The sequence below is a fragment of the Rhodococcus sp. JCM 9793 genome (assembly GCF_055380405.1).
In genome coordinates this window covers 4,022,402-4,042,008 of sequence record NZ_AP043721.1, presented here as the reverse complement: position 1 = coordinate 4,042,008, position 19,607 = coordinate 4,022,402, and the positions used below count along the sequence as shown (strand labels likewise).

At 66.8% G+C, this 19,607-nt stretch carries 18 protein-coding genes; 12 read left to right on the top strand and 6 right to left on the bottom strand.

The window, feature by feature from the left end:
• Positions 1 to 85: 85 nt before the first annotated feature.
• The gene (miaB, locus tag ACZ46K_RS20785) at positions 86 to 1,615 is read left to right on the top strand and encodes a tRNA (N6-isopentenyl adenosine(37)-C2)-methylthiotransferase MiaB (RefSeq protein ID WP_464744520.1); all 1,530 of its coding nucleotides are present in this window, start codon (positions 86 to 88) and stop codon (positions 1,613 to 1,615) included.
• Entirely contained in the window at positions 1,603 to 2,235 is a 633-nt protein-coding gene (locus ACZ46K_RS20780) for an Rv2732c family membrane protein (protein ID WP_464744518.1), read from the top strand. Before miaB ends, ACZ46K_RS20780 begins: the two co-directional genes overlap by 13 nt.
• 83 nt (positions 2,236 to 2,318) lie before the next feature.
• Here ACZ46K_RS20780 and ACZ46K_RS20775 read toward each other — a convergent pair whose 3' ends face one another.
• Positions 2,319 to 3,722 (bottom strand): DUF349 domain-containing protein, encoded by a 1,404-nt coding sequence (locus ACZ46K_RS20775; RefSeq protein WP_464744516.1) that lies wholly within the window; start codon positions 3,720 to 3,722, stop codon positions 2,319 to 2,321.
• Positions 3,723 to 3,862: 140 nt separating this feature from the next.
• Between ACZ46K_RS20775 and ACZ46K_RS20770 the strand changes: the two genes are divergently transcribed.
• The 5 genes from ACZ46K_RS20770 to ACZ46K_RS20750 all read left to right on the top strand — a co-directional run bounded on the left by ACZ46K_RS20770 (position 3,863) and on the right by ACZ46K_RS20750 (position 9,016).
• A complete protein-coding gene (locus ACZ46K_RS20770; RefSeq protein WP_464744514.1) occupies positions 3,863 to 4,594 on the top strand; it encodes a class III extradiol ring-cleavage dioxygenase family protein in 732 nt (243 codons plus the stop codon).
• Positions 4,582 to 5,535 (top strand): tRNA (adenosine(37)-N6)-dimethylallyltransferase MiaA, encoded by a 954-nt coding sequence (gene miaA / locus ACZ46K_RS20765; RefSeq protein ID WP_054807428.1) that lies wholly within the window; start codon positions 4,582 to 4,584, stop codon positions 5,533 to 5,535. Before ACZ46K_RS20770 ends, miaA begins: the two co-directional genes overlap by 13 nt.
• A gap of 10 nt (positions 5,536 to 5,545) precedes the next feature.
• Positions 5,546 to 6,412, top strand: coding sequence for a diaminopimelate epimerase (dapF, locus tag ACZ46K_RS20760; RefSeq protein ID WP_464744512.1), 867 nt, complete (start codon positions 5,546 to 5,548; stop codon positions 6,410 to 6,412).
• A 73-nt stretch (positions 6,413 to 6,485) separates the two neighbouring features.
• The gene (gene hflX, locus ACZ46K_RS20755) at positions 6,486 to 7,949 is read left to right on the top strand and encodes a GTPase HflX (protein WP_464744510.1); all 1,464 of its coding nucleotides are present in this window, start codon (positions 6,486 to 6,488) and stop codon (positions 7,947 to 7,949) included.
• The gene (locus ACZ46K_RS20750) at positions 7,949 to 9,016 is read left to right on the top strand and encodes a hypothetical protein (RefSeq protein WP_464744508.1); all 1,068 of its coding nucleotides are present in this window, start codon (positions 7,949 to 7,951) and stop codon (positions 9,014 to 9,016) included. Before hflX ends, ACZ46K_RS20750 begins: the two co-directional genes overlap by 1 nt.
• Before the next feature lie 13 nt (positions 9,017 to 9,029).
• Here ACZ46K_RS20750 and ACZ46K_RS20745 read toward each other — a convergent pair whose 3' ends face one another.
• From ACZ46K_RS20745 to ACZ46K_RS20730, 4 genes are read right to left on the bottom strand one after another with little or no spacing between them, the layout of a single operon-like run.
• The gene (locus ACZ46K_RS20745) at positions 9,030 to 9,287 is read right to left on the bottom strand and encodes an HPr family phosphocarrier protein (protein WP_464744506.1); all 258 of its coding nucleotides are present in this window, start codon (positions 9,285 to 9,287) and stop codon (positions 9,030 to 9,032) included.
• A 28-nt stretch (positions 9,288 to 9,315) separates the two neighbouring features.
• The gene (locus tag ACZ46K_RS20740; RefSeq protein WP_464744504.1) at positions 9,316 to 11,364 is read right to left on the bottom strand and encodes a PTS fructose transporter subunit IIABC; all 2,049 of its coding nucleotides are present in this window, start codon (positions 11,362 to 11,364) and stop codon (positions 9,316 to 9,318) included.
• Positions 11,365 to 11,373: 9 nt separating this feature from the next.
• Positions 11,374 to 12,372, bottom strand: a complete 999-nt coding sequence (gene pfkB / locus ACZ46K_RS20735) for a 1-phosphofructokinase (protein WP_464744502.1) — start codon at positions 12,370 to 12,372, stop codon at positions 11,374 to 11,376.
• Positions 12,369 to 13,136 (bottom strand): DeoR/GlpR family DNA-binding transcription regulator, encoded by a 768-nt coding sequence (locus ACZ46K_RS20730; RefSeq protein ID WP_054810386.1) that lies wholly within the window; start codon positions 13,134 to 13,136, stop codon positions 12,369 to 12,371. The genes pfkB and ACZ46K_RS20730 overlap by 4 nt, the downstream gene beginning before the upstream one ends.
• Positions 13,137 to 13,248: 112 nt before the next feature.
• Between ACZ46K_RS20730 and ptsP the strand changes: the two genes are divergently transcribed.
• The 3 genes from ptsP (at position 13,249) to ACZ46K_RS20715 (ending at position 17,525) form a co-directional block, all read left to right on the top strand.
• Positions 13,249 to 14,916 (top strand): phosphoenolpyruvate--protein phosphotransferase, encoded by a 1,668-nt coding sequence (ptsP, locus tag ACZ46K_RS20725; RefSeq protein ID WP_464744500.1) that lies wholly within the window; start codon positions 13,249 to 13,251, stop codon positions 14,914 to 14,916.
• 104 nt (positions 14,917 to 15,020) lie between these two features.
• Positions 15,021 to 16,277: a uracil-xanthine permease family protein gene (locus ACZ46K_RS20720; RefSeq protein ID WP_464749427.1), complete on the top strand. Its 1,257-nt coding sequence runs from the start codon at positions 15,021 to 15,023 to the stop codon at positions 16,275 to 16,277.
• A gap of 105 nt (positions 16,278 to 16,382) precedes the next feature.
• Positions 16,383 to 17,525: an acyl-CoA dehydrogenase family protein gene (locus tag ACZ46K_RS20715; RefSeq protein WP_464744498.1), complete on the top strand. Its 1,143-nt coding sequence runs from the start codon at positions 16,383 to 16,385 to the stop codon at positions 17,523 to 17,525.
• A 129-nt stretch (positions 17,526 to 17,654) separates the two neighbouring features.
• Here ACZ46K_RS20715 and lexA read toward each other — a convergent pair whose 3' ends face one another.
• Positions 17,655 to 18,365, bottom strand: a complete 711-nt coding sequence (lexA, locus tag ACZ46K_RS20710; protein WP_054806951.1) for a transcriptional repressor LexA — start codon at positions 18,363 to 18,365, stop codon at positions 17,655 to 17,657.
• A gap of 186 nt (positions 18,366 to 18,551) precedes the next feature.
• Here lexA and ACZ46K_RS20705 point away from each other — a divergent pair, with 186 nt between their 5' ends.
• Together ACZ46K_RS20705 and nrdR are read left to right on the top strand one after the other, a co-directional pair.
• Positions 18,552 to 18,908: a hypothetical protein gene (locus ACZ46K_RS20705; protein WP_054806952.1), complete on the top strand. Its 357-nt coding sequence runs from the start codon at positions 18,552 to 18,554 to the stop codon at positions 18,906 to 18,908.
• Between the two features lie 190 nt (positions 18,909 to 19,098).
• Positions 19,099 to 19,575 (top strand): transcriptional regulator NrdR, encoded by a 477-nt coding sequence (gene nrdR / locus ACZ46K_RS20700; RefSeq protein ID WP_464744496.1) that lies wholly within the window; start codon positions 19,099 to 19,101, stop codon positions 19,573 to 19,575.
• Positions 19,576 to 19,607 lie beyond the last annotated feature (32 nt).

Sequence of the window (19,607 nt, the reverse complement as noted above, 5' to 3'; positions counted from 1 at the left end):
ACGTCGCTGTGCCGGACGTCGGTGCGGCGCGGCGGACACGGTCACCGCCGGGACGGTCGGTTATTCTCGTGAGCTACCCTGAGACGTGTCATTGATCGACGATGTTGCCCCGAACACAGGTGCCCGGACCTACGAGGTCCGCACCTACGGCTGCCAGATGAACGTGCACGATTCGGAGCGTTTGTCCGGCCTGTTGGAAGACGCCGGATTCACTCGAGCCGACCCCGGCGCGTCACCGGACCTGGTGGTCTTCAACACCTGCGCGGTTCGCGAGAACGCCGACAACAAGTTGTACGGCAACCTGAGTCATCTCCGGCCGGTCAAGGACGAGAACCCGAACATGCAGATCGCCGTCGGGGGGTGTCTGGCGCAGAAGGATCGTGCCACCGTCGTGAAGAAGGCACCGTGGGTCGATGTCGTGTTCGGCACCCACAACATCGGCAATCTCCCGGCGCTCCTCGACCGTGCACGCCACAATCGCAAGGCCGAGGTCGAGATCCTCGAGTCGCTCGAAGCATTCCCCTCGACGCTCCCCGCGAAGCGCGAGTCACCCTATGCGGGCTGGGTGTCGATCTCGGTCGGATGCAACAACACGTGCACCTTCTGCATCGTGCCTGCCCTACGCGGCAAAGAGGTCGATCGCCGACCCGGAGACATCCTCGCCGAGGTACAGGCGCTCGTCGACGAGGGCGTTCTCGAAGTGACACTGCTCGGGCAGAACGTCAACTCGTACGGGCGTTCCTTCGCCGACCCGGAACAACCCCGCGATCGCGGAGCATTCGCGTCGTTGCTCCGCGCGTGCGGCGACATCGACGGTCTCGAGCGCGTGCGGTTCACCTCGCCGCATCCCGCCGAGTTCACCGACGACGTCATCGAAGCGATGGCGTCGACACCCAACGTCTGCCCCCAGCTCCACATGCCGTTGCAGTCCGGCAGCGACCGGGTCCTGCGCGCGATGCGTCGTTCGTACCGCAAGGAGAAGTTCCTCGGCATCATCGAACGGGTCCGTGCGGCCATGCCGCACGCCGCCATCACCACCGACATCATCGTCGGGTTCCCCGGCGAGACCGAAGAGGACTTCCAGGACACCCTCGATGTCGTCGAGAAGGCACGGTTCACCAGTGCCTTCACCTTCCAGTACTCCAAGCGCCCCGGCACACCCGCCGCCGATATGGACGAACAGCTCCCGAAGGCCGTCGTCCAGGAGCGGTACGAGCGGTTGATCGCGCTCCAGGAGCGCATCACCCTCGAGGAGAACCGCAAGCTCATCGGTGCCGAGGTCGAACTGCTCGTCGCGTCCGGTGAAGGCCGCAAAAATGCAGAAACCGCCCGGATGAGCGGTCGCGCACGCGACGGACGTCTCGTGCACTTCCGGCCGGAAGGCAACATCGACACCGCGGTCCGGCCCGGCGACATTCTCACGATCGTCGTCAGCGACGCCGCTCCGCATCATCTCGTCGCCGACACCCCGATCCTCACCCACCGCCGCACTCGCGCGGGCGACCACTTCGAACAGGGGCGCCTGCCCAAGACGAAACCGATCGGTGTGGGGCTCGGTCTGCCGAGCATCGGTGCCCCTGAACCCCTACCGACACAGATGGGATGCAACGCATGACGACGGGCGAGAACAGTCCGAACATCGACAGGGGCACGGATGGTGACACAGACCGGCTGAGCGACCAGGGGCTCAGAGCGGCCCGCGCCGACCTCGAGGCGGCCGAACGCAGGATCGCGGGTGAGATCGACCCCGGAGCCCGCGCGATGTTCGTCGCCGTCGCGGTGCTCGTGCTCCTCGGCTCGTTCAGCCTTCCGCACGCCGGTTCAGCCAACGGGTGGGACGTTCTCTCGTTCGCGTCCGACGCGACAGCAGAGTCGATTGCGCTTCCGTCTCGCATCTTCGTGTGGCTCGCACTCGTCTTCGGTGGCGTCGCGTCGATCCTCGCGCTCGTGACCCGCAAATGGTTTCTGGCATGGGTCGCCGCCGCCGGTTCCGCTGTGTCGATCATCTTCGGGTTGCTCACGGTGTGGTCACGTCAGACGCTCCCGGTCGACTCCGGCGCGTCCGGGCCCGGAATCGGCGTGTTCCTCGGCTGGCTCGCCGTCATGGTCCTGACGTTCCACTGGGTCCGCGTGGCCTGGTCCCGTACGTCCGCGCAGCTCGAGGCCACGGCCGAGCTGCGGCGCGTCGCCGAAGAGGACGACCGCCGGGGAATGTTCGGTGGCCATCTGAAGTAGGGCCGCACACTTTTGCGGCGAGCCCCGTTCGGGCCGGATTCCTGCCGGCACGAACGGGGCTCGTTCTTGTTCGGGGTCTGCGGTCAGCGTTCGCCGACGGCGCTTTCCGCGGCTTCCGCCCACTCGCGCCACTGTGCGGCCTGAGCGAGCGCCGCATCGGCGTCCTTGGTGCGGCCCTTCGCCTGTGCCTTCTCCGCTTGTTCCTCGAATTGCTGGACTCGTTCGCGGAACTGAGCAGCGCGGGCGAGGGCTTCGGGGTCGGTCCGCCGCCACTCGCTGTCGGACGCTTCGCGGACGCGCTTCTCGATCGCGCGCAGGCGGCCCTCGAGATCGTGCATCCGGTCGCGCGGGACCTTGCCGATCGTCTCCCACCGCTCCTGCAGCTCGCGCAGCCGGTTGCGCGCTGCTTCCAGGTCGGCCGCCGGGTCGATCGTCGACGCCGATTCGAGCAGGGTTTCCTTCGCGCGGGCGTTTTCCTCGAACTCCGCGTCACGCTCGGCAGACGCAGCATTGCGCGCGGCGAAGAAGACGTCCTGTGCGCCCTTGAAGCGCTTCCACAGCTGGTCGTCGGCCTCGCGCGGGGCGCGACCCGACGCCTTCCACTCGGCCAGCAGATCCCGGAAAGCTGCGGCGGTTGCGCCCCAGTCGGTCGAGTCCTGCAGTGCTTCGGCGCGGACGACCAACTCTTCCTTCATGGTCCGAGCGGAGGCGCGTTCACGATCGAGTTCGGCGAAGTGGGCGCCGCGGCGACGGTTGAATGCCTCTCGCGCCTTCGAATAGCGGCGCCACAGCGCGTCGTCGGTCTTACGGTCGACACCGCGGATCGACTTCCACTCGTCGAGGATCTCCCGCAGGCGGTCGCCTGCGGCCTTCCAATGTGTCGACTCCGCGCCGATCTCCTCGGCCTCCGCCGCGAGCGTTTCCTTGCGGGCGGTGGCCTCCGCGCGGTGCTGTTCCTTCTCCTGCTTCTGGGCGACCGCGGCCTTGTCGGACTCCTCGATCACACCTGTCAGTCGTGTCGCGAGAGTGTCGAGGTCGCCGATCACCGCTGCGGTCGGCAACGACTCGAGGAGTGCCTCGGCCGCCACGCGGGTCTTCTTGGCGTCACCGGAGCCCGACGTCAGACGCGTCTCCAGCAGCGCGACCTCGGTGGCGAGATCGTCGTAACGCCGTCCGAAGTGCTCGAGACCCTCGGCCGCGTTACCTGCCTGCCACGAACCGATGCAACGCTCACCATCGGCGGTCCGAACCCACGCGGTGCCGTCCTCGTCCACCCGCCCGAACTTGCTGGGATCGCTGGCCGGTACCGCAGGGGCGTGCGGATGCGTCTGTCCCGATACCGGATGAGGCTTGGGTGCATGCTCGGACCCGGTCGGGGTGGGCTTCGCTACACCTGGGCGGGGGGCTCCCGGCTTCGGGGGACCGGGACGCGGCGGTGTGCCGGACACCTGTTCGGGCGTCGGGTCCTGTGCGTTCGGTTCGGTCATCGCTACCTCATCTCTGCCGCGCGGCACGGCTGCCTGATCGCATCGCTTACCGCAGGTCCGGTCACGGGCATCCGTGATCACGTCCGCCCCCTATTGAAACAGGTCGCGCGCCTGCGGGGCTCCGGGTCCGGTCGACTACCGTGGCTGATGTGTTGATCGCTGCGGTGTTCGTGCCTTCCCCGCCTCTTCTCGTGCCCGAATTGGTCGGACTCGCTGCTTCCGAGACCGACGACCTACGACACGCCGTACTCGATTCGGTGCGCTGCATCGGTGACGTCGACGAATGGATCGTGGTGGGCACGGAAGCGGACGCCGCGGAAGTGCCGTCCACCGCCATCGGAACCTTCCGCGGATTCGGTGCCGACGTCCGGGTTGCACTCGGTCCCGCAGTCGGTACCGCCACCGGAATGCCGGACGCCGACATGCCCCTCACTGCGCTGATCGCGGGATGGCTTCGCGAGCGCACATCCCCCGAAACCCGCGCCGACGTGCACGTCCTCGCCCGCGCGACGGATCCGGTCGAGTGCGCGCAGCTGGGAAAGACGTTGCGAGCGCTCCTCGACGCCGACACGACGCGGCGAGGGTTGCTCATCGTCGCCGATGGCGCCGCAACACTGACAGCGAAGGCCCCCGGAGCATTCGACGAGAGGTCGGCCGCGGTAGAGGACACCCTGGGCGAAGCCCTCGCCGCCGGAGATCCACACGGCCTGGCCGCGCTCGACGCCGGTCTGTGCGACGACATCGCACTGACGGGGCGCGCCGCGTGGCAGGTTCTCGCAGGGGCCTTCGCTCAACCCCCGTCCGAGGCGACGATCGAGTACAGCGCCGCACCCTACGGCGTGGGATATCACGTGGGGATCTGGCGCCCGTGAGCATTCCGGGGCACCTCCGCCCGATCGCAGTGGTGGGCCCGACCGCCACAGGGAAATCGGATCTCGGACTGGATCTCGCCGAAGCCCTCGGAGGCGAGATCGTCAACATCGACGCGATGCAGCAGTACCGTGGCATGGACATCGGCACCGCGAAGCTGCCGGTCGACGAGAGACGTGGGATCCCGCACCACCAGCTGGACGTCCTCGACGTCACTGAGACCGCGACCGTCGCGCGCTATCAGGAGGCCGCCACCGCCGATGTCGAGGGCATCCTCGCGTCCGGCCGAGTGCCGATCGTCGTCGGCGGGTCGATGATGTACGTGCAGTCCCTGCTCGACGAGTGGCAGTTTCCTGCGACCGACCCCGAGGTCCGTGCGAAATGGGAAGCTGTTCTCGCCGACGGGGGGCCGGCCGCTGTCCACGAGGCGCTGTGCCGCGCCGACCCCACCGCAGCCCAGGTGATCCTGCCTACGGACGGGCGGCGCATGGTCCGTGCACTGGAAGTTGTCGAACTGACCGGTCTTCCGTTCGCGGCGTCACAACCGACCGTCGGCGATCCGCGATGGGGCACCGTGATCCTCGGCGTCGACCGCGACACGACAGATCTGGACGAACGCATCGCGAAGCGCACCGCTCTGATGTTCGAACTCGGGCTCGTCGACGAGGTGCGTGCACTGATCGACCGCGGATTGCGCGATGGCGTGACGGCGCCCCGCGCGATCGGATACGCACAGATCCTCACGTATCTGGAAGGCCGATGCGACCTCGACCACGCCCGCGAACGGACGTTCATCGGAACCAGGCGGTATGTCCGGCGGCAGCGGTCGTGGTTCCGCCGCGACCACCGGATCCACTGGGTCGACGGAGCCGACCCGAGCGTGACCGCCGAAGCGCTGCGGGTCGTCGAGTCCTGCACCGGCGGAGAGCGGGACTCTCGCTAAGGTTGACGGCATGGAGTTCAGCAAAGGTCACGGCACCGAGAACGATTTCGTCATCCTCCCCGATCCCGATGCCCGGCTGACTCTCACGCCCGACCGGATCGCGGCACTGTGTGATCGACGTCGTGGACTCGGAGCCGACGGGGTGCTGCGTGTCGCGCGGGCCGGAGCACTGGTCGAAACAGGTCTGCTCGATGCGCTCCCGGGAGGTACGAGCGCCGACGACTGGTTCATGGACTACCGCAACGCCGACGGATCGATCGCCGAGATGTGCGGCAACGGTGTACGGGTCTTCGCGCATTACTTGACCGCAGAAGGGCTCGAGAACCGGGAGAACTTCGTCGTCGGGTCGAGGGCCGGCGGTAAGCCCGTGCAGGTCCATTCGGCCGGACCGGTTGCGGGAGACGTCACGGTGGAGATGGGACGGGTTGCACAACTCGGCGAGTCGTCCGCCACGATCGACGGCCGCGTATATACCGGAATCGGGATCGACGTCGGCAACCCGCATCTGGCCTGCGTCGATCCGAATCTGACCAGCGCCGGCCTTGCCGCACTCGACCTCACCTCGCCTGGATACGACCCCGGATTCTTCCCACAGGGCGTCAACATCGAATTCCTGACCCCGATCGAATCGGGTGCCGTCGAGATGCGCGTGCACGAACGAGGGGTCGGCGAGACCCGCTCGTGCGGTACCGGCACGGTCGCGGCTGCCGCAGCAGCCCTGAGGTACGACGGGGCCGCCAGCGGTGTCGTGCGAGTGCGGATCCTCGGGGGCGCCGTCGAGGTGCGGATCGAGGACGAGCATGCCTGGTTGCGCGGGCCGTCGGTACTGGTCGCGCACGGCACGATCAGCGACGAATGGTGGTCGGCACTCGCATGAGCTCATCCCCTCGCGTGACCGCCGAAAAAACTCGAATGCACCGAATCGGGCTTCGTGGGACGATGGAAGTTGTATGACGAACACATCGCGCACTCGCAACACGACAGACGGCACCGATCGCACCGGGTACGACGGTCCCGAAGGCTGGGCTCACGACGACCCTTCGGTGGGCGAGATGCAGCTCGAAGACCGCAGCGCCCTCCGGCGCGTCGCGGGTCTGTCCACCGAACTCGAAGACATCACCGAGGTCGAATACCGGCAGCTCCGTCTCGAACGGGTCGTGCTGGTCGGTGTCTGGACGGGCGGTACCGCCGCCCAGGCGGATGCGAGCCTCGCCGAACTCGCCGCACTCGCAGAAACCGCCGGCTCGGAGGTGCTCGAGGGAATGGTGCAGCGCCGCGACAAGCCGGACGCTGCCACCTACATCGGTTCGGGCAAGGCCGAGGAGCTACGCGAGATCGTGCTCGCCACCGGCGCCGACACCGTGGTCTGCGACGGCGAACTCACTCCCGCCCAGCTGACCGCCCTGGAGAAGGTCGTCAAGGTCAAGGTCATCGACCGGACGGCCCTCATCCTCGACATCTTCGCCCAACACGCGACCTCACGCGAGGGCAAGGCTCAGGTCTCACTCGCACAGATGGAGTACATGCTGCCGCGACTGCGTGGCTGGGGTGAGTCGATGTCGCGCCAGGCAGGCGGTCGTGCCGGCAGCAACGGCGGCGTAGGTCTCCGCGGTCCCGGTGAAACCAAGATCGAAACGGACCGTCGTCGTATCCGGGAACGGATGGCGAAGCTACGTCGGGAGATCAAGGGAATGAAGGCGGCCCGCGACACGAAGCGGACTCGCCGACTGCGCAACGGAGTCCCCTCCGTCGCGATCGTCGGCTACACCAACGCCGGCAAATCGAGTCTGCTCAACCGGCTCACCGGGTCTGGTGTCCTGGTGGAGAACGCGCTGTTCGCCACCCTGGATCCGACGACACGGCGCGCCGCGCTACCCGACGGCAGGGAATTCGTTCTGACCGACACGGTCGGATTCGTGCGGCACCTGCCGACTCAGCTCGTGGAGGCCTTCCGGTCGACCCTCGAAGAGGTCGCCGACGCCGACCTTCTGCTGCACGTGGTCGACGGATCCGATCCGCTCCCGACCGAGCAGATCAAAGCGGTCCGCGAGGTTCTGACAGATGTCGTGCGCGAGTCCGACGGCCCTCCACCGCCCGAGTTGATCGTCGTCAACAAGGTCGATGCGGCCGATCCGGTCACCCTGACCCAACTGCGCGGGCTCTTGACCGACTCGGTGTTCGTCTCGGCGTACACCGGCGAGGGCGTCGAGGAGCTGCGCGAGCGACTCGGCCGGCTGCTCGAGGACCCGGACGTGGAGGTGAAGGCCCTCGTGCCGTACACCCGCGGAGATCTGCTGTCCCGGATCCACTCGGACGGGCAGATCCTTCATTCCGCGCACGAGGCGGACGGCACACGAGTGCATGCCAGGGTTCCGCGGGCGCTCGCCTCGGCGTTGGACGAGTACGCCGCCTGATGGGTTCGCTGCGCGACGCCGGTGTGGTCACCGCCGTCGCGCTCGCGTGCGCCCTTCCGGGCGCGCCCGCCGCGGCGGACACCGTGGAAGTTCCGGTCGCGGACTTTCCGGCGGAGGTCCTGTGCACACCGGACGATCCGGCTCTCGACGAACTGTCCGGTCTTGCCGTGGTCGGTGGGCGGCTGTTCGCGACACCTGACGCGGGTGCCGACGAATCGGTGGTCGAACTCGATGCGGACTGCGGAGTGGTGCAACGGTTTCCGGTCCCCGTCGATCCCTACGATATCGAGGATCTTGCGGCCGGTCCCGACGGCAGACTCTGGCTCGCAGACATCGGCGACAACACCTCCGCGCGGCAGACGGTGGCGCTGATCTCGCTCGATCCGGACAGCGGAGCAGGCGACCTGCACCGCCTGAGCTACCCGGATGGTCCGCGCGATGCGGAGGCCGTGCTGGTGTCCGCGAGCGGCGAACCGTTGATCATCACCAAGTCGTTGTTCGGTGCGAGCGGAATCTACCGGCCGGTGCGCGGGCGCACGGTCGAGCGACTGGAGTCGCCGGGACCGACGCCGCTCGAGAAGGTGGGTTCCCTTGCATTGGGTCCCACCGAAACCCCAGGGGGGCCGCTCCCCGGGGCATCGTCGACGTTGATCACCGGCGGCGCAGTCAGCGCCGACGGGACGGTCGCAGCGGTGCGCACCTACACCGACGTCTATCTGTTCCACGCGCCCGATGGCGATCTCGCCGGTGCAGTGGGTCGAGGTCCCGTGCTTCGCGTGCCGGTCCCCGACGAACCCCAGGGGGAGTCGGTGGCGTTCACCGCGTCCGGCGACCTGCTGACCGCCTCCGAAGCGACCGTTGCGGGCGGCACCGTCACCGGCGAGCGACCTCCGATCCGGGTGTTTCGTGGGGTGGCCGGCTACTTTGCCGCCGATCCGAGGGCGGAGGCAGAGTCCGACCCCGGATCGGCCGCCAGCGGGCGGATCGGAGCCGTAGTGGCGGCCGGCTCGGTGATCTTGATCGGAGCTGCCACGCTCGGGTGGCGTCTGCGCGCCCGGCGTACCTGACCGTCCGCGTGGGTCAGGCGTCGAGATCCGCGGCGACGAGTTCGCTGACCTGTGCGAGGACGACCTCGTCGTCGCACTGGACCGTGACCGCGACACCCTGTGAGGCGCCGAGTGTCATGATCATCAAGGCGGATCCCGCATCGACGGGATCGCCTCCGTCGACCGACAGCGTCACCGGAACTCCTGATGCGACGACGGCTTCGGCGATGATTCCGGCGGGACGTGCGTGCAGGCCGATGGACGAGCCGACCTTGACGGTGTTGACGGGCATGGGTACTCCTTGGTGTGGGGTTGGAGGATCAAACGGTGGCCGGTCGAGGCCCGGCTTCGGGTGCTGCGGGACTGCGGGATTCGGTACGGGTGAACTCCTTTGCGAGGGTGACGCTGAGCGCGGCGACGACTGTGCCCACCATGAGTGCGACGAAGAACCACAGCACACGATCCATCGCGAACACCACGAAGATGCCACCGTGAGGTGCACTCAACGTCACATCGGTCGCCATGATGATTCCACCGGTGACTGCGCCGCCGAGCATCATCGACGGGATCACCCGGAACGGATCCGCTGCTGCGAACGGGATGGCGCCCTCCGAGATGAAGGAGGCACCGAGAAGCCATGCGGCCTTGCCGTTCTCACGCTCGGCGGGGCTGTAGAGACGCGGTCGCACGAGGGAGGAGAGCGCCATCGCGAGCGGCGGCACCATACCGGCGGCCATCACGGCGGCCATGATCTGCAGAGACGCATGGTTGGACACGTCGAGTCCTGCCACGGCGAACGCATATGCCGCCTTGTTGACCGGTCCTCCGAGATCGAAACACATCATGAGACCGAGGATGACGCCGAGGGCAACGGCAGAGCCGCCGGACAGGCCGTTGAGCCAGTCGGTGAGACCGGTGGTGATCGCGGCGAGCGGCCTGCCCAGGACCAGGAACATGAGTCCGCCGACGATCAGGCTTGCGAGCAGTGGGATGATCACCACCGGCATCAACCCACGAGCCCACGTGGGCAGCGGAATCCGACCCACCCACAGCGCTGCGAAACCGGCGATGAGACCGCCGACCAGACCGCCGATGAACCCTGCGCCGACGAACACTGCAACGGCACCGGCGGTGAAACCGGGGGCGAGACCGGGACGGTCGGCGATCGCGTAGGCGATGTACCCGGCAAGCGCGGGTACGAGGAAGGAGAATGCGAGCGAGCCGATCTGGTACAGCACAGCGCCGAGGTAGATCGCGAATCCGCCGTCGGGCAGATTCGTCAGCGAATTGTCCACGACGATGCCGGAAGCGGAGTCGGAGATATCGTAGCCACCGAGCAGGAACCCGAGGGCGATGAGCAGACCACCGGCAGCGACGAAGGGAATCATGTAGCTGACGCCGGTGAGCAGGATCTGCCTCAGCCGGGTGCCCCATCCGACGTCGGCTGTGTTGCTCTCGCCGGTGGTGTCTGCTGCGCCTGCCTCGACTCGGGCGGCCTTCGGATCAGTGGCAGCATGCAGGGCTTCGGTGACCATCACGTCCGGTTCGTTGATCGCGCGTTTGACGCCCGAGGCGATCACCGGCTTGCCTGCGAACCGCTCTTTGCCCTTCACTCCCACATCGGTAGCGAAGATCACGGCGTCGGCGGCAGCGATGACGGCTGCCGGAATCGGGGTGCTTCCGCTCGAACCCTGCGTCTCGACGTGCAGCGTAATTCCGGCGCGTTCGGCTGCGGCGGTGAGCGCATCGGCAGCCATGTAGGTGTGGGCGATTCCTGTGGGGCAGGCGGTGACTGCGACCACGGACCGCTCGGACGGTTCGGGCTCCTGCGCTGCCTGACTTCCGCCGACCGACCCAGCGGTGGTCTCGGCCGGTGTGGCAGCGGGAGAGGCAGGGAGGACGTCCTCGACCAAGGCGATCACCTCGTCGGGTCCCGGCGCGTCGCGAAGTGCTGCGACGAAATCGGGCCGGACGAGTGCACGGGCCAGAGCGGTGAGAAGGCGCATATGGTCTGCTCCGGCGCCTTCGGGTGCAGCGATGAGGAACACCAGGTCGGCAGGGCCGTCGGGCGCGCCGAAGTCGACCTTCGGTGAGAGTCTGGCGAATCCGAGCGACGGCGTGGTGATCGTCGCGTGTCGGCAGTGAGGGATCGCGATCCCACCGGGCAGTCCGGTCGCCGACTTGGCCTCACGCTCGAGCACTGCGGCGGTGAGGGCGTCTCGGTCGGTAGCGCGGCCCGCATCCGTCAGCCTGCCGGCCAGTGTCGCGATCACCGATTCTCTGTCTGCTCCGAGATCGGTGTCGAGCGTGATGAGTTCGGCGTCGATGACCGACGGGCCGGGCGCGCGCCCGGAAGCGAAGTCTGGCATCACATGTCCTTAGGAGTGGGGGAGTGGGGGTGTGTGATGAACGGGGTCGTCGGGAACGAGTTCGGCCGGGACCGCGGAGGGGTCGACAGCGTCGGGCCCGGGAATGCGAGTTCCGGGCAGCGCGACTGCGGCGCTGCCGTACGCGACGGCCAGGCGGAGTCGATCAGCAGCGGCAGCGCCTGCGCGGTCGGCGACGAGATAGCCGGCGAGGGACGAATCGCCGGCACCCACGGTGCTGCGCGTGGTGACGGGTGGAGGAGTCGCCCGCCACACGCCTTCGGGTGTGATCAGGACGGCACCGGCCGACCCGAGGGTGGCGAGTACCGTTCCCACCCCTCGTGCGACGAGCATGCGCCCGGCGTCCGCGACGGATCGAATGTCGCCGCGCGCAGCATCGTCCTCGAGCGACTTCGCGTCGCATCCCGTCAGTTGGGCGAGCTCATCGGAATTCGGCTTGATGAGATCGGGGGCGGTCTCGGGGAATCCGGCTGCGAGCGCTAGCAGTGGAGTCTCCGATGTGTCGACTGCGACACGGCACCCGGTGGGACGTAGTGCACGTACGAGGTCGGCGTAGAACCCATCCGGAACGCCGGGCGGAAGTGAACCGGACAGCACGACCCAGCCGTCGGCACGCGCGTTCTCGACCATGGCCTCGACCAGTTCCGTCCGGGTGGCCGCCGAGCACAGGGCGCCGGGCTCGTTGAGCTTCGTCGTGGTTCCGTCGGATTCGGCGATGGTGATATTCGTGCGTGCATGCGCGGACGTCGGGACCGCACGGTACGGAATTCCGCGCTCGTTCAAGGCTGCGAGCAACGGGTCGTCGGGGTTGACGGGGAGCACCGCGAGAACGTCGTGGCCGGCTCGATGCAGGACACGCGCGACATTGATGCCTTTGCCCCCGGGATCGACGGTCGTCGCGCCGGCGCGGTGCACGGCCCCGCGTCGGAGCGGCCCGTCCAGATCGACAGTGCGGTCCAGGCTGGGATTGGCAGTCAGTGTGACGATCATGCCGTCACCACCTCGATTCCGTGTTCGATCAAGCGGTCTCGGTCTGCGTCGTCGAGGTCTGTATCGGTCACAAGGACGTCGACGGCCTCGATCGGCGCGAAGCTCAAGAGGTGTCGTCGGCCGATCTTCGAGGAGTCCGTCACAACGACCACCCGATCGGCGCAGCGCACCATCGCGCGTTTGACGGCGGCCTCGTCGGAGTCCGGCGTGGACAGCCCGTGCTCGATCGTGAGGGCGTTGGTTCCGATGAACGCCACGTCCACATTGAGGATCTCCAGGAACCTCAGGGCTTCGGGCCCTACGGCGGCCTGGGTTGTGCCACGCACCCGACCACCGATCAAGTGCAGCTTCACCGGCGCCGACCCGGCCAGGCGCGCGGCAATCGGCACCGAATTGGTTGCGACCGTGATTTCGGTATCGCTCGGCAGGACGGCTGCGACTCTACTGGTGGTGGTGCCGGCGTCGAGGATCACGCTGCCCCCCGTGCCGGGGAGGAAGTGCGCCGCGGCCGCTGCGATCCGGTCCTTGTGGCCGGCACGGGTGTTCTCTCGTTCGGCGAGGCCGGGCTCCGAGACGGTGAGTGCCGTTGCGGGAACCGCCCCGCCGTGTACACGCCGGATGTGTCCGAGGCGTTCGAGGAGTGCGAGGTCGCGTCGCACGGTCTCCGATGTGACGTCGTAGCGTTCGGCGAGATCGGTGACGGACACACGGCCCTGGCGTCCGATCAGGTCCGCGATCGCCTGTTGACGTTCCTCTGCGTACACCCGAGCCCCTTGCGTTGAATGTTGGATAATGTTGTTTTACGCCCGTATGTGTTGACATGTCAATGCCTACGAGTAATCTGAATCACAGACGCAGTCGCGGTGAGGAGACGGAATGACGAACGAGGCACCAGTTCTGCAGGGCACGCCGGTAGTGCCCGGAGTCGGATACGGGCCGGTGATCCGGCCTGCCCCACGTCCGCAGATCACCACGTCGTCGGATGTCGTTCCGGACACTGCGCGAGAAGCCGAGGTTGCCCGGTTCGATGCAGCGGTGGAAGAGGTCGCCGGTCGTCTGAGGGCACGCGCCGCGCGCGCCTCAGGAGCAGCTGCGGAAGTGCTTCAGGCCAACGCGGTACTGGTGGAAGACCGCGCCTGGCGCGCGGCTGTGGACGGAAAGATCCGAGCCGGATCGGACGCAGTTGCCGCCACTGTCGGCGCGACAGACCAGTTCGTCACGATCTTCGAGAAGATCGGCGGGCTGCAGGCGGAGCGGGTCACTGATCTGGTCGACATCCGGGACCGCGTGCTCGCCGAATTGAACGGCGAGCCCGAGCCCGGCATCGACACACCCGACGTTCCCTCGGTTCTGCTGGCCGATGATCTCGCACCGGCCGACACCGCCGCTCTCGATCCCGTACTTGTCGTCGCAATTGCAACGAAGCTCGGCGGACCGACCAGTCATACCGCGATCATCGCGAGACAGCTCGGTATCCCGTGTGTCGTCGCGATGGCAGGTATCGACGACATCGAATCCGGAACGTCGGTCATGGTCGACGGCGGGACCGGGCGGCTCGTTGTCGAACCCGACCACGAGAATGCGGAAGCCGTTATCGCGAAGGACAGGGCAGATCGTGCCCGCATCGCGATGTGGGCCGGCCCCGGGCAGACCTCCGACGCGCAACCGATCGCGATCCTGGCCAACGTCCAGGACGGTGCAGGCGCGCGCACCGCCCGGTCGACTCCGGCCGAAGGTGTGGGCTTGTTCCGCACCGAACTGTGTTTCCTGGATCGTGACACAGAACCGACCGTCGATGAGCAGATCGACATCTACTCCGAGGTGTTCGAGGCATACCAGGGCCGAAAGGTCGTGCTCCGCACCCTCGATGCGGGTTCCGACAAGCCACTGCGGTTCGCAGATCATCCGGACGAACACAACCCCGCGCTCGGTGTCCGAGGCATCCGCATCGCCGCCGCGACCCCGGGAATCCTCGAACGGCAACTCGATGCGGTCGCGGCCGCCGCGGTGCGCACCGGTGCGACGCCGTGGGTGATGGCTCCGATGGTCGCCACCGTGGCCGAGGCAGCCGCGTTCGCCGAACAGGTCCGTTACCGGAACCTGGTGCCCGGCGTGATGATCGAGGTGCCTTCCGCGGCGTTGCTCGCCGACCGCGTGCTCGCCCACGTCGATTTCCTCTCGATCGGGACGAACGACCTCGCTCAGTACACGATGGCGGCAGACCGGATGTCGCCGGCATTGGCGTCGTTGACCGATGCCTGGCAGCCGGCGGTGCTGGCCCTGGTCGCACGCACGACAGAAGCTGGTTCCGCCGCAGGAAAACCCGTGGGGGTGTGCGGCGAGGCCGCGGCCGATCCACTCCTCGCCTGCGTTCTCGTGGGGATGGGTGTGTCGTCGCTGTCGTGCGCGGCATCGGCTGTCGCCGCGGTCGGTGCGAGACTGGCGACAGTGACCGCGGCGCAGTGTCAGGACGCTGCACACGCAGTTCTGGGCACCGACGATCCTGCTGCGGCGCGTGCTGCGGCGTCGCGCATCCTCGGCTGAGGTAGGCAAACGGCGTTGCACTTTCTCGACCGGTGTCACGTACACCTGTCCTGAGTCTTACGATCTCCGTCGTGAATGAACGCGTGCGGCCGACGAGTCGCAACATGGGTTTCGGCTGGGCATTGCACGGTGACGGACGACAGATCGAGGCCGGTGCGGTCGTCGCTCCCGACGAGCGGTTGTCGTGGCCGCGCACCATCGGTATCGGTATGCAGCACGTGATTGCCATGTTCGGCGCCACGCTGCTCGTGCCGACCATCACCGGATTCCCGGTGACCACCACATTGCTCTTCTCTGGTATCGGCACCGTTCTGTTCCTGCTCATCACCCGAGGTCGGGTACCGAGCTATCTAGGATCGTCCTTCGCATTCATCGCGCCCCTGTCGGCATCTGCGGGGAGCGGTCCGGCCGCGCAGCTCGGCGGTATCGTCGCAGCCGGCGTTGTGCTTGCCGTCATCGGTCTGATCGTCAAGGTGCTCGGCTCGCGTGTGATCGACGCGGTGATGCCTCCCGTCGTCACCGGTGCGGTGGTCGCTCTGATCGGACTCAATCTCGCACCGACCGCGGCGGGATCGTTCGAAGCACAACCGTTGATCGGTGCCGTCACTCTCGTGTCCATCCTCGTGGTCACGGTGCTCGGCCGCGGCCTCTTCGGAAGACTGGGGATCCTCGTCGGTGTGGTCATCGGGTGGGTCTTCGCATGGTTCAGCGGGGGGCTCGCTCCCGACCGAGTCGATGCGCTGCAGGCGGCAGCCTGGTTCGGCGCACCCGAATTACGAGCGCCGACCTTCGAATTGTCCGTCGTGCTGCTGACGCTGCCCGTGGTCATCGTCCTGATCGCCGAGAATGTGGGCCACGTCAAGGCAGTCGCCGCGATGACGGGTCGGAACCTCGACGACGTCGCCGGTGACGCCCTGTTCGCCGACGGACTGGCGACCACCATTGCCGGCGTAGGCGGTGGATCGGGCACCACCACCTACGCCGAGAACATCGGCGTCATGGCTGCAACCCGCGTGTATTCCACGGCCGCGTACTGGGTGGCTGCGCTGACCGCGGTGGTGCTCGCCTTCTCCCCGAAGTTCGGGGCGCTCGTGTTCACGGTGCCCGACGGTGTTCTCGGCGGCGCCACACTCGTCCTGTACGGGCTGATCGGGCTCCTGGGCGTGCGGATCTGGATGGACGCGAAGATCGACTTCACCTCCCCGGTCAACCTCATGGTGGTGGCAGCTGCGCTCGTCGCAGGTATCGGCGACCTGACGTTGTCGATCGGATCGGTCGAGCTCGGTGGCATCGCGTGGGGCTCGATGGGAATCCTCGTCGCCTACCCGCTCCTGCGCCGATTGGCCGACCTGCGCAGCTGACTTCAGGTTGTCCCGGTCACAAAATCTGCTCGCTCCTGTCAGAGTCACCGTGCATCCGCGTGCATACCGTGGATATGTCCACGTCGTCACTGACCAGGAGCGCAGATGGAACGCACCCTTTTCGAGCCCGAACACGACCTGTTCCGAGAGTCGTACCGGAAGTTCCTCGAACAGGAGGTGGCGCCTTTCCACGAGCAGTGGGAGAAGGACAAGATCGTCGACCGCGAAGTGTGGAAGAAGGCAGGCGCCCAGGGGTTTCTGGGAATGGCCGTACCCGAAGAGTTCGGTGGCGGAGGTGTCGACGACTTCCGCTACAACGTCGTTCTGACCGAGGAGACCACTCGCGGGGGATACAGCGGTGTCGGTTTCATGCTCCACAACGATGTCGTGGCGCCCTACCTGCTGAACCTCGCGGACGAGGAGCAGAAGAAGCGGTGGCTCCCGGGATTCTGTTCCGGCGAAATCATCACCGCCATCGCGATGACCGAGCCCGGCACCGGCAGTGACCTCCAGGGCATCAAGACTCGCGCGGTTCGCGACGGTGACGACTGGGTCCTCAACGGATCCAAGACGTTCATCACCAATGGGATCAACGCCGACCTGGTGATCGTGGTCGCGTGCACCGACCCGGAGAAGGGCGCACAGGGCTTCTCCCTGCTTGTCGTCGAGCGCGGCATGCCGGGCTTCGAGCGTGGCCGCAATCTCGACAAGATCGGTCTCGACGCGCAGGACACCGCCGAGCTCAGCTTCGACGACGTGCGTGTCCCCGCCGCCAATATGCTCGGCGAAGAGGGCCTGGGCTTCATCTACCTGATGCAGAACCTTCCGCAGGAGCGGCTGTCGATCGCTGTGGTCGCGGCCGCCGCGATGGAACAGGTCCTCGAGGACACGATCCAGTACTGCCGCGACCGCAAGGCCTTCGGCAAGCCGATCGGCAGGTTCCAGAACAGCCGATTCGAGCTCGCCGAGTTGTCGACGGAAGCTCTGCTTGCCCGGGTGTTCGTGGACAAGTGCGTCGAGCTGCTCAACGTCGGTGCCCTCACCGTGCAGGAAGCTGCGATGGCCAAGTACTGGACTACTGACAAGCAGGTCGAGCTCATCGACCGCTGCCTCCAGCTGCACGGCGGTTACGGCTACATGCGTGAATACCCGATTGCGAAGGCGTACCTCGATTCTCGGGTCCAGAAGATCTACGGCGGCACGAACGAGATCATGAAGGAGGTCATCGGCCGCAGTCTGAACATCTGACCGCTGCGCCCCTGATCGCTGACGCACCGCACGAGGCCGGTGTGGTTCCACCGAGGTGGAACCACACCGGCCTCGATGTGTCTAACGGTGCAGGTGCCGGGCCGTGATGTGCGGCCGGAGGATCTACGGTCAGAGCTTGCGGATGACTGTGACCACCTTGCCGAGAATGACGGCGTCGTTACCCGGGATCGGTTCGAACATCGGATTGTGCGGCATGAGCCAGACGTCGTTCTTCACCCGTTTGAACGTCTTGACAGTGGCCTCGCCATCGAGCATGGCTGCAACGATGTCGCCGCTCTCGGCGACATTCTGCTGGCGAATCACAACCCAGTCGCCGTCGCAGATCGCCGCGTTGATCATCGATTCGCCGACGACCTTCAGTAGGAACAGCGACCCCTGGCCGACAACTTCACGGGGGAGTGGGAAGACGTTCTCGATGGCCTCCTCCGCGAGGATCGGACCGCCCGCTGCGATGCGTCCGACCACGGGAACGAGTGCGGCCGACGGGATGTCGTCGGAAGAGATTGCCGGAATGACCTCGCCGGCAGTGTCGGGCGTGACCTGCGGGTCGTCGAACCCGCGTACGTCTACCGCGCGCGGGCGGTTGGGGTCGCGGCGCAGCATGCCTTTGCGCTCGAGGGTGCGGAGTTGGTGTGCGACCGAGGACGTGCTGTTGAGGCCGACCGCGTCGCCGATTTCGCGGATGCTCGGCGGGTATCCCCGCTCGGCAACCGATGTGCGAATCACTTCGAGGACGCGGCGTTGACGCTCGGTGAGCGCGGTGCTGTCGGTGCCGGACGACTTCTTCGGCCGGCTGGTCGCGGAGTTGGCGTCCGTCATGGTCGTGACCTCCGTGCGTCGAGTTTCTGATGTGTTGTGTGTGACCTTTCGAATCTAACCGGATCCGGTCCGTATATCAAACATCTGTTCGAGATTGTTTCGAACAAACCAGCGACAAGTTCGGCCGGTCGTGATAGAAAGCTCGAACACGTATTCGTTCGAATAGGTGGGCGAATCTACCGACTCATGACTGCCACGGAGGATCCGATGGGCGCAGCACTGTTGACGGAATTCCGCACGACCGCTCCGGCCGGGACGAGTGCGATCCCACCGGCATCGCCGCTGTGGGCGGGGGGCGACGATCGGTACCCGGTTCGGTACGAGGGGAGGTCCTGTGCGCACCCACCTGCCATCCGCGTACGTCACTCGCTGCTGCAGGTACTCGCCACGGTGGTGTTCACGGCCGTCGCGGTCACGGCGATCCTCTGTGTCGCGCATATTCGTACGAGCCAGATCTCAGCGGAATCCGGCCGCTCCATACCGGTCGTGACCGAGGCGGCGTCGCCCGTCGGGGCGAGGGGAGCGGTCACCGGTGGGAGATGACGGCGCGGTGTCGACCCACCCGGATTCCAGGAGCACACGACATGTGCGGGTATTGTCTGAATCTGTCAGTCACACCACCCCGTGTGGTCGCGTCGGGACGACCCTGCCCCCGGGCGAGATCGATCCTTCGAGTACGGCATCGTTTCGTCGGCGACGTCGCGGCCACCACGGCAGCGACGAAGGAATCGACATGTACTGCCCGTATTGCCGGCACCCCGACTCCAGGGTCGTCGATTCGCGTGAAGCCGACGAGGGCGCCGCGATTCGCCGTCGTCGGGCGTGTCCGGAGTGCGGTCGCCGATTCACCACGGTCGAGGCCGCCGTGCTGTCGGTCGTCAAGCGCAGCGGCGTGACCGAGCCGTTCAGCCGCGAGAAGGTCGTGCGCGGTGTCGCGCGCGCCTGCCAAGGACGCGATGTAGACAACGACGCCCTGAACAAGCTTGCGCAACAGGTCGAAGACGCCGTGCGCGCCAAAGGCGCACCGGAGATACCCAGCCACGAGGTGGGGCTTGCGATCCTCGGGCCTTTGCGCGACCTCGACGAGGTCGCTTACCTCCGATTCGCCTCGGTGTACCGATCCTTCAGCTCCGCCGAGGATTTCGAACGTGAGATCACGGAGTTGCGCGAACATCAACGCACCCGCGACGTCTCCGCCGACATGGACTGATCCGTCCGGACCTGCCGGTCGGTCGCGTGGCG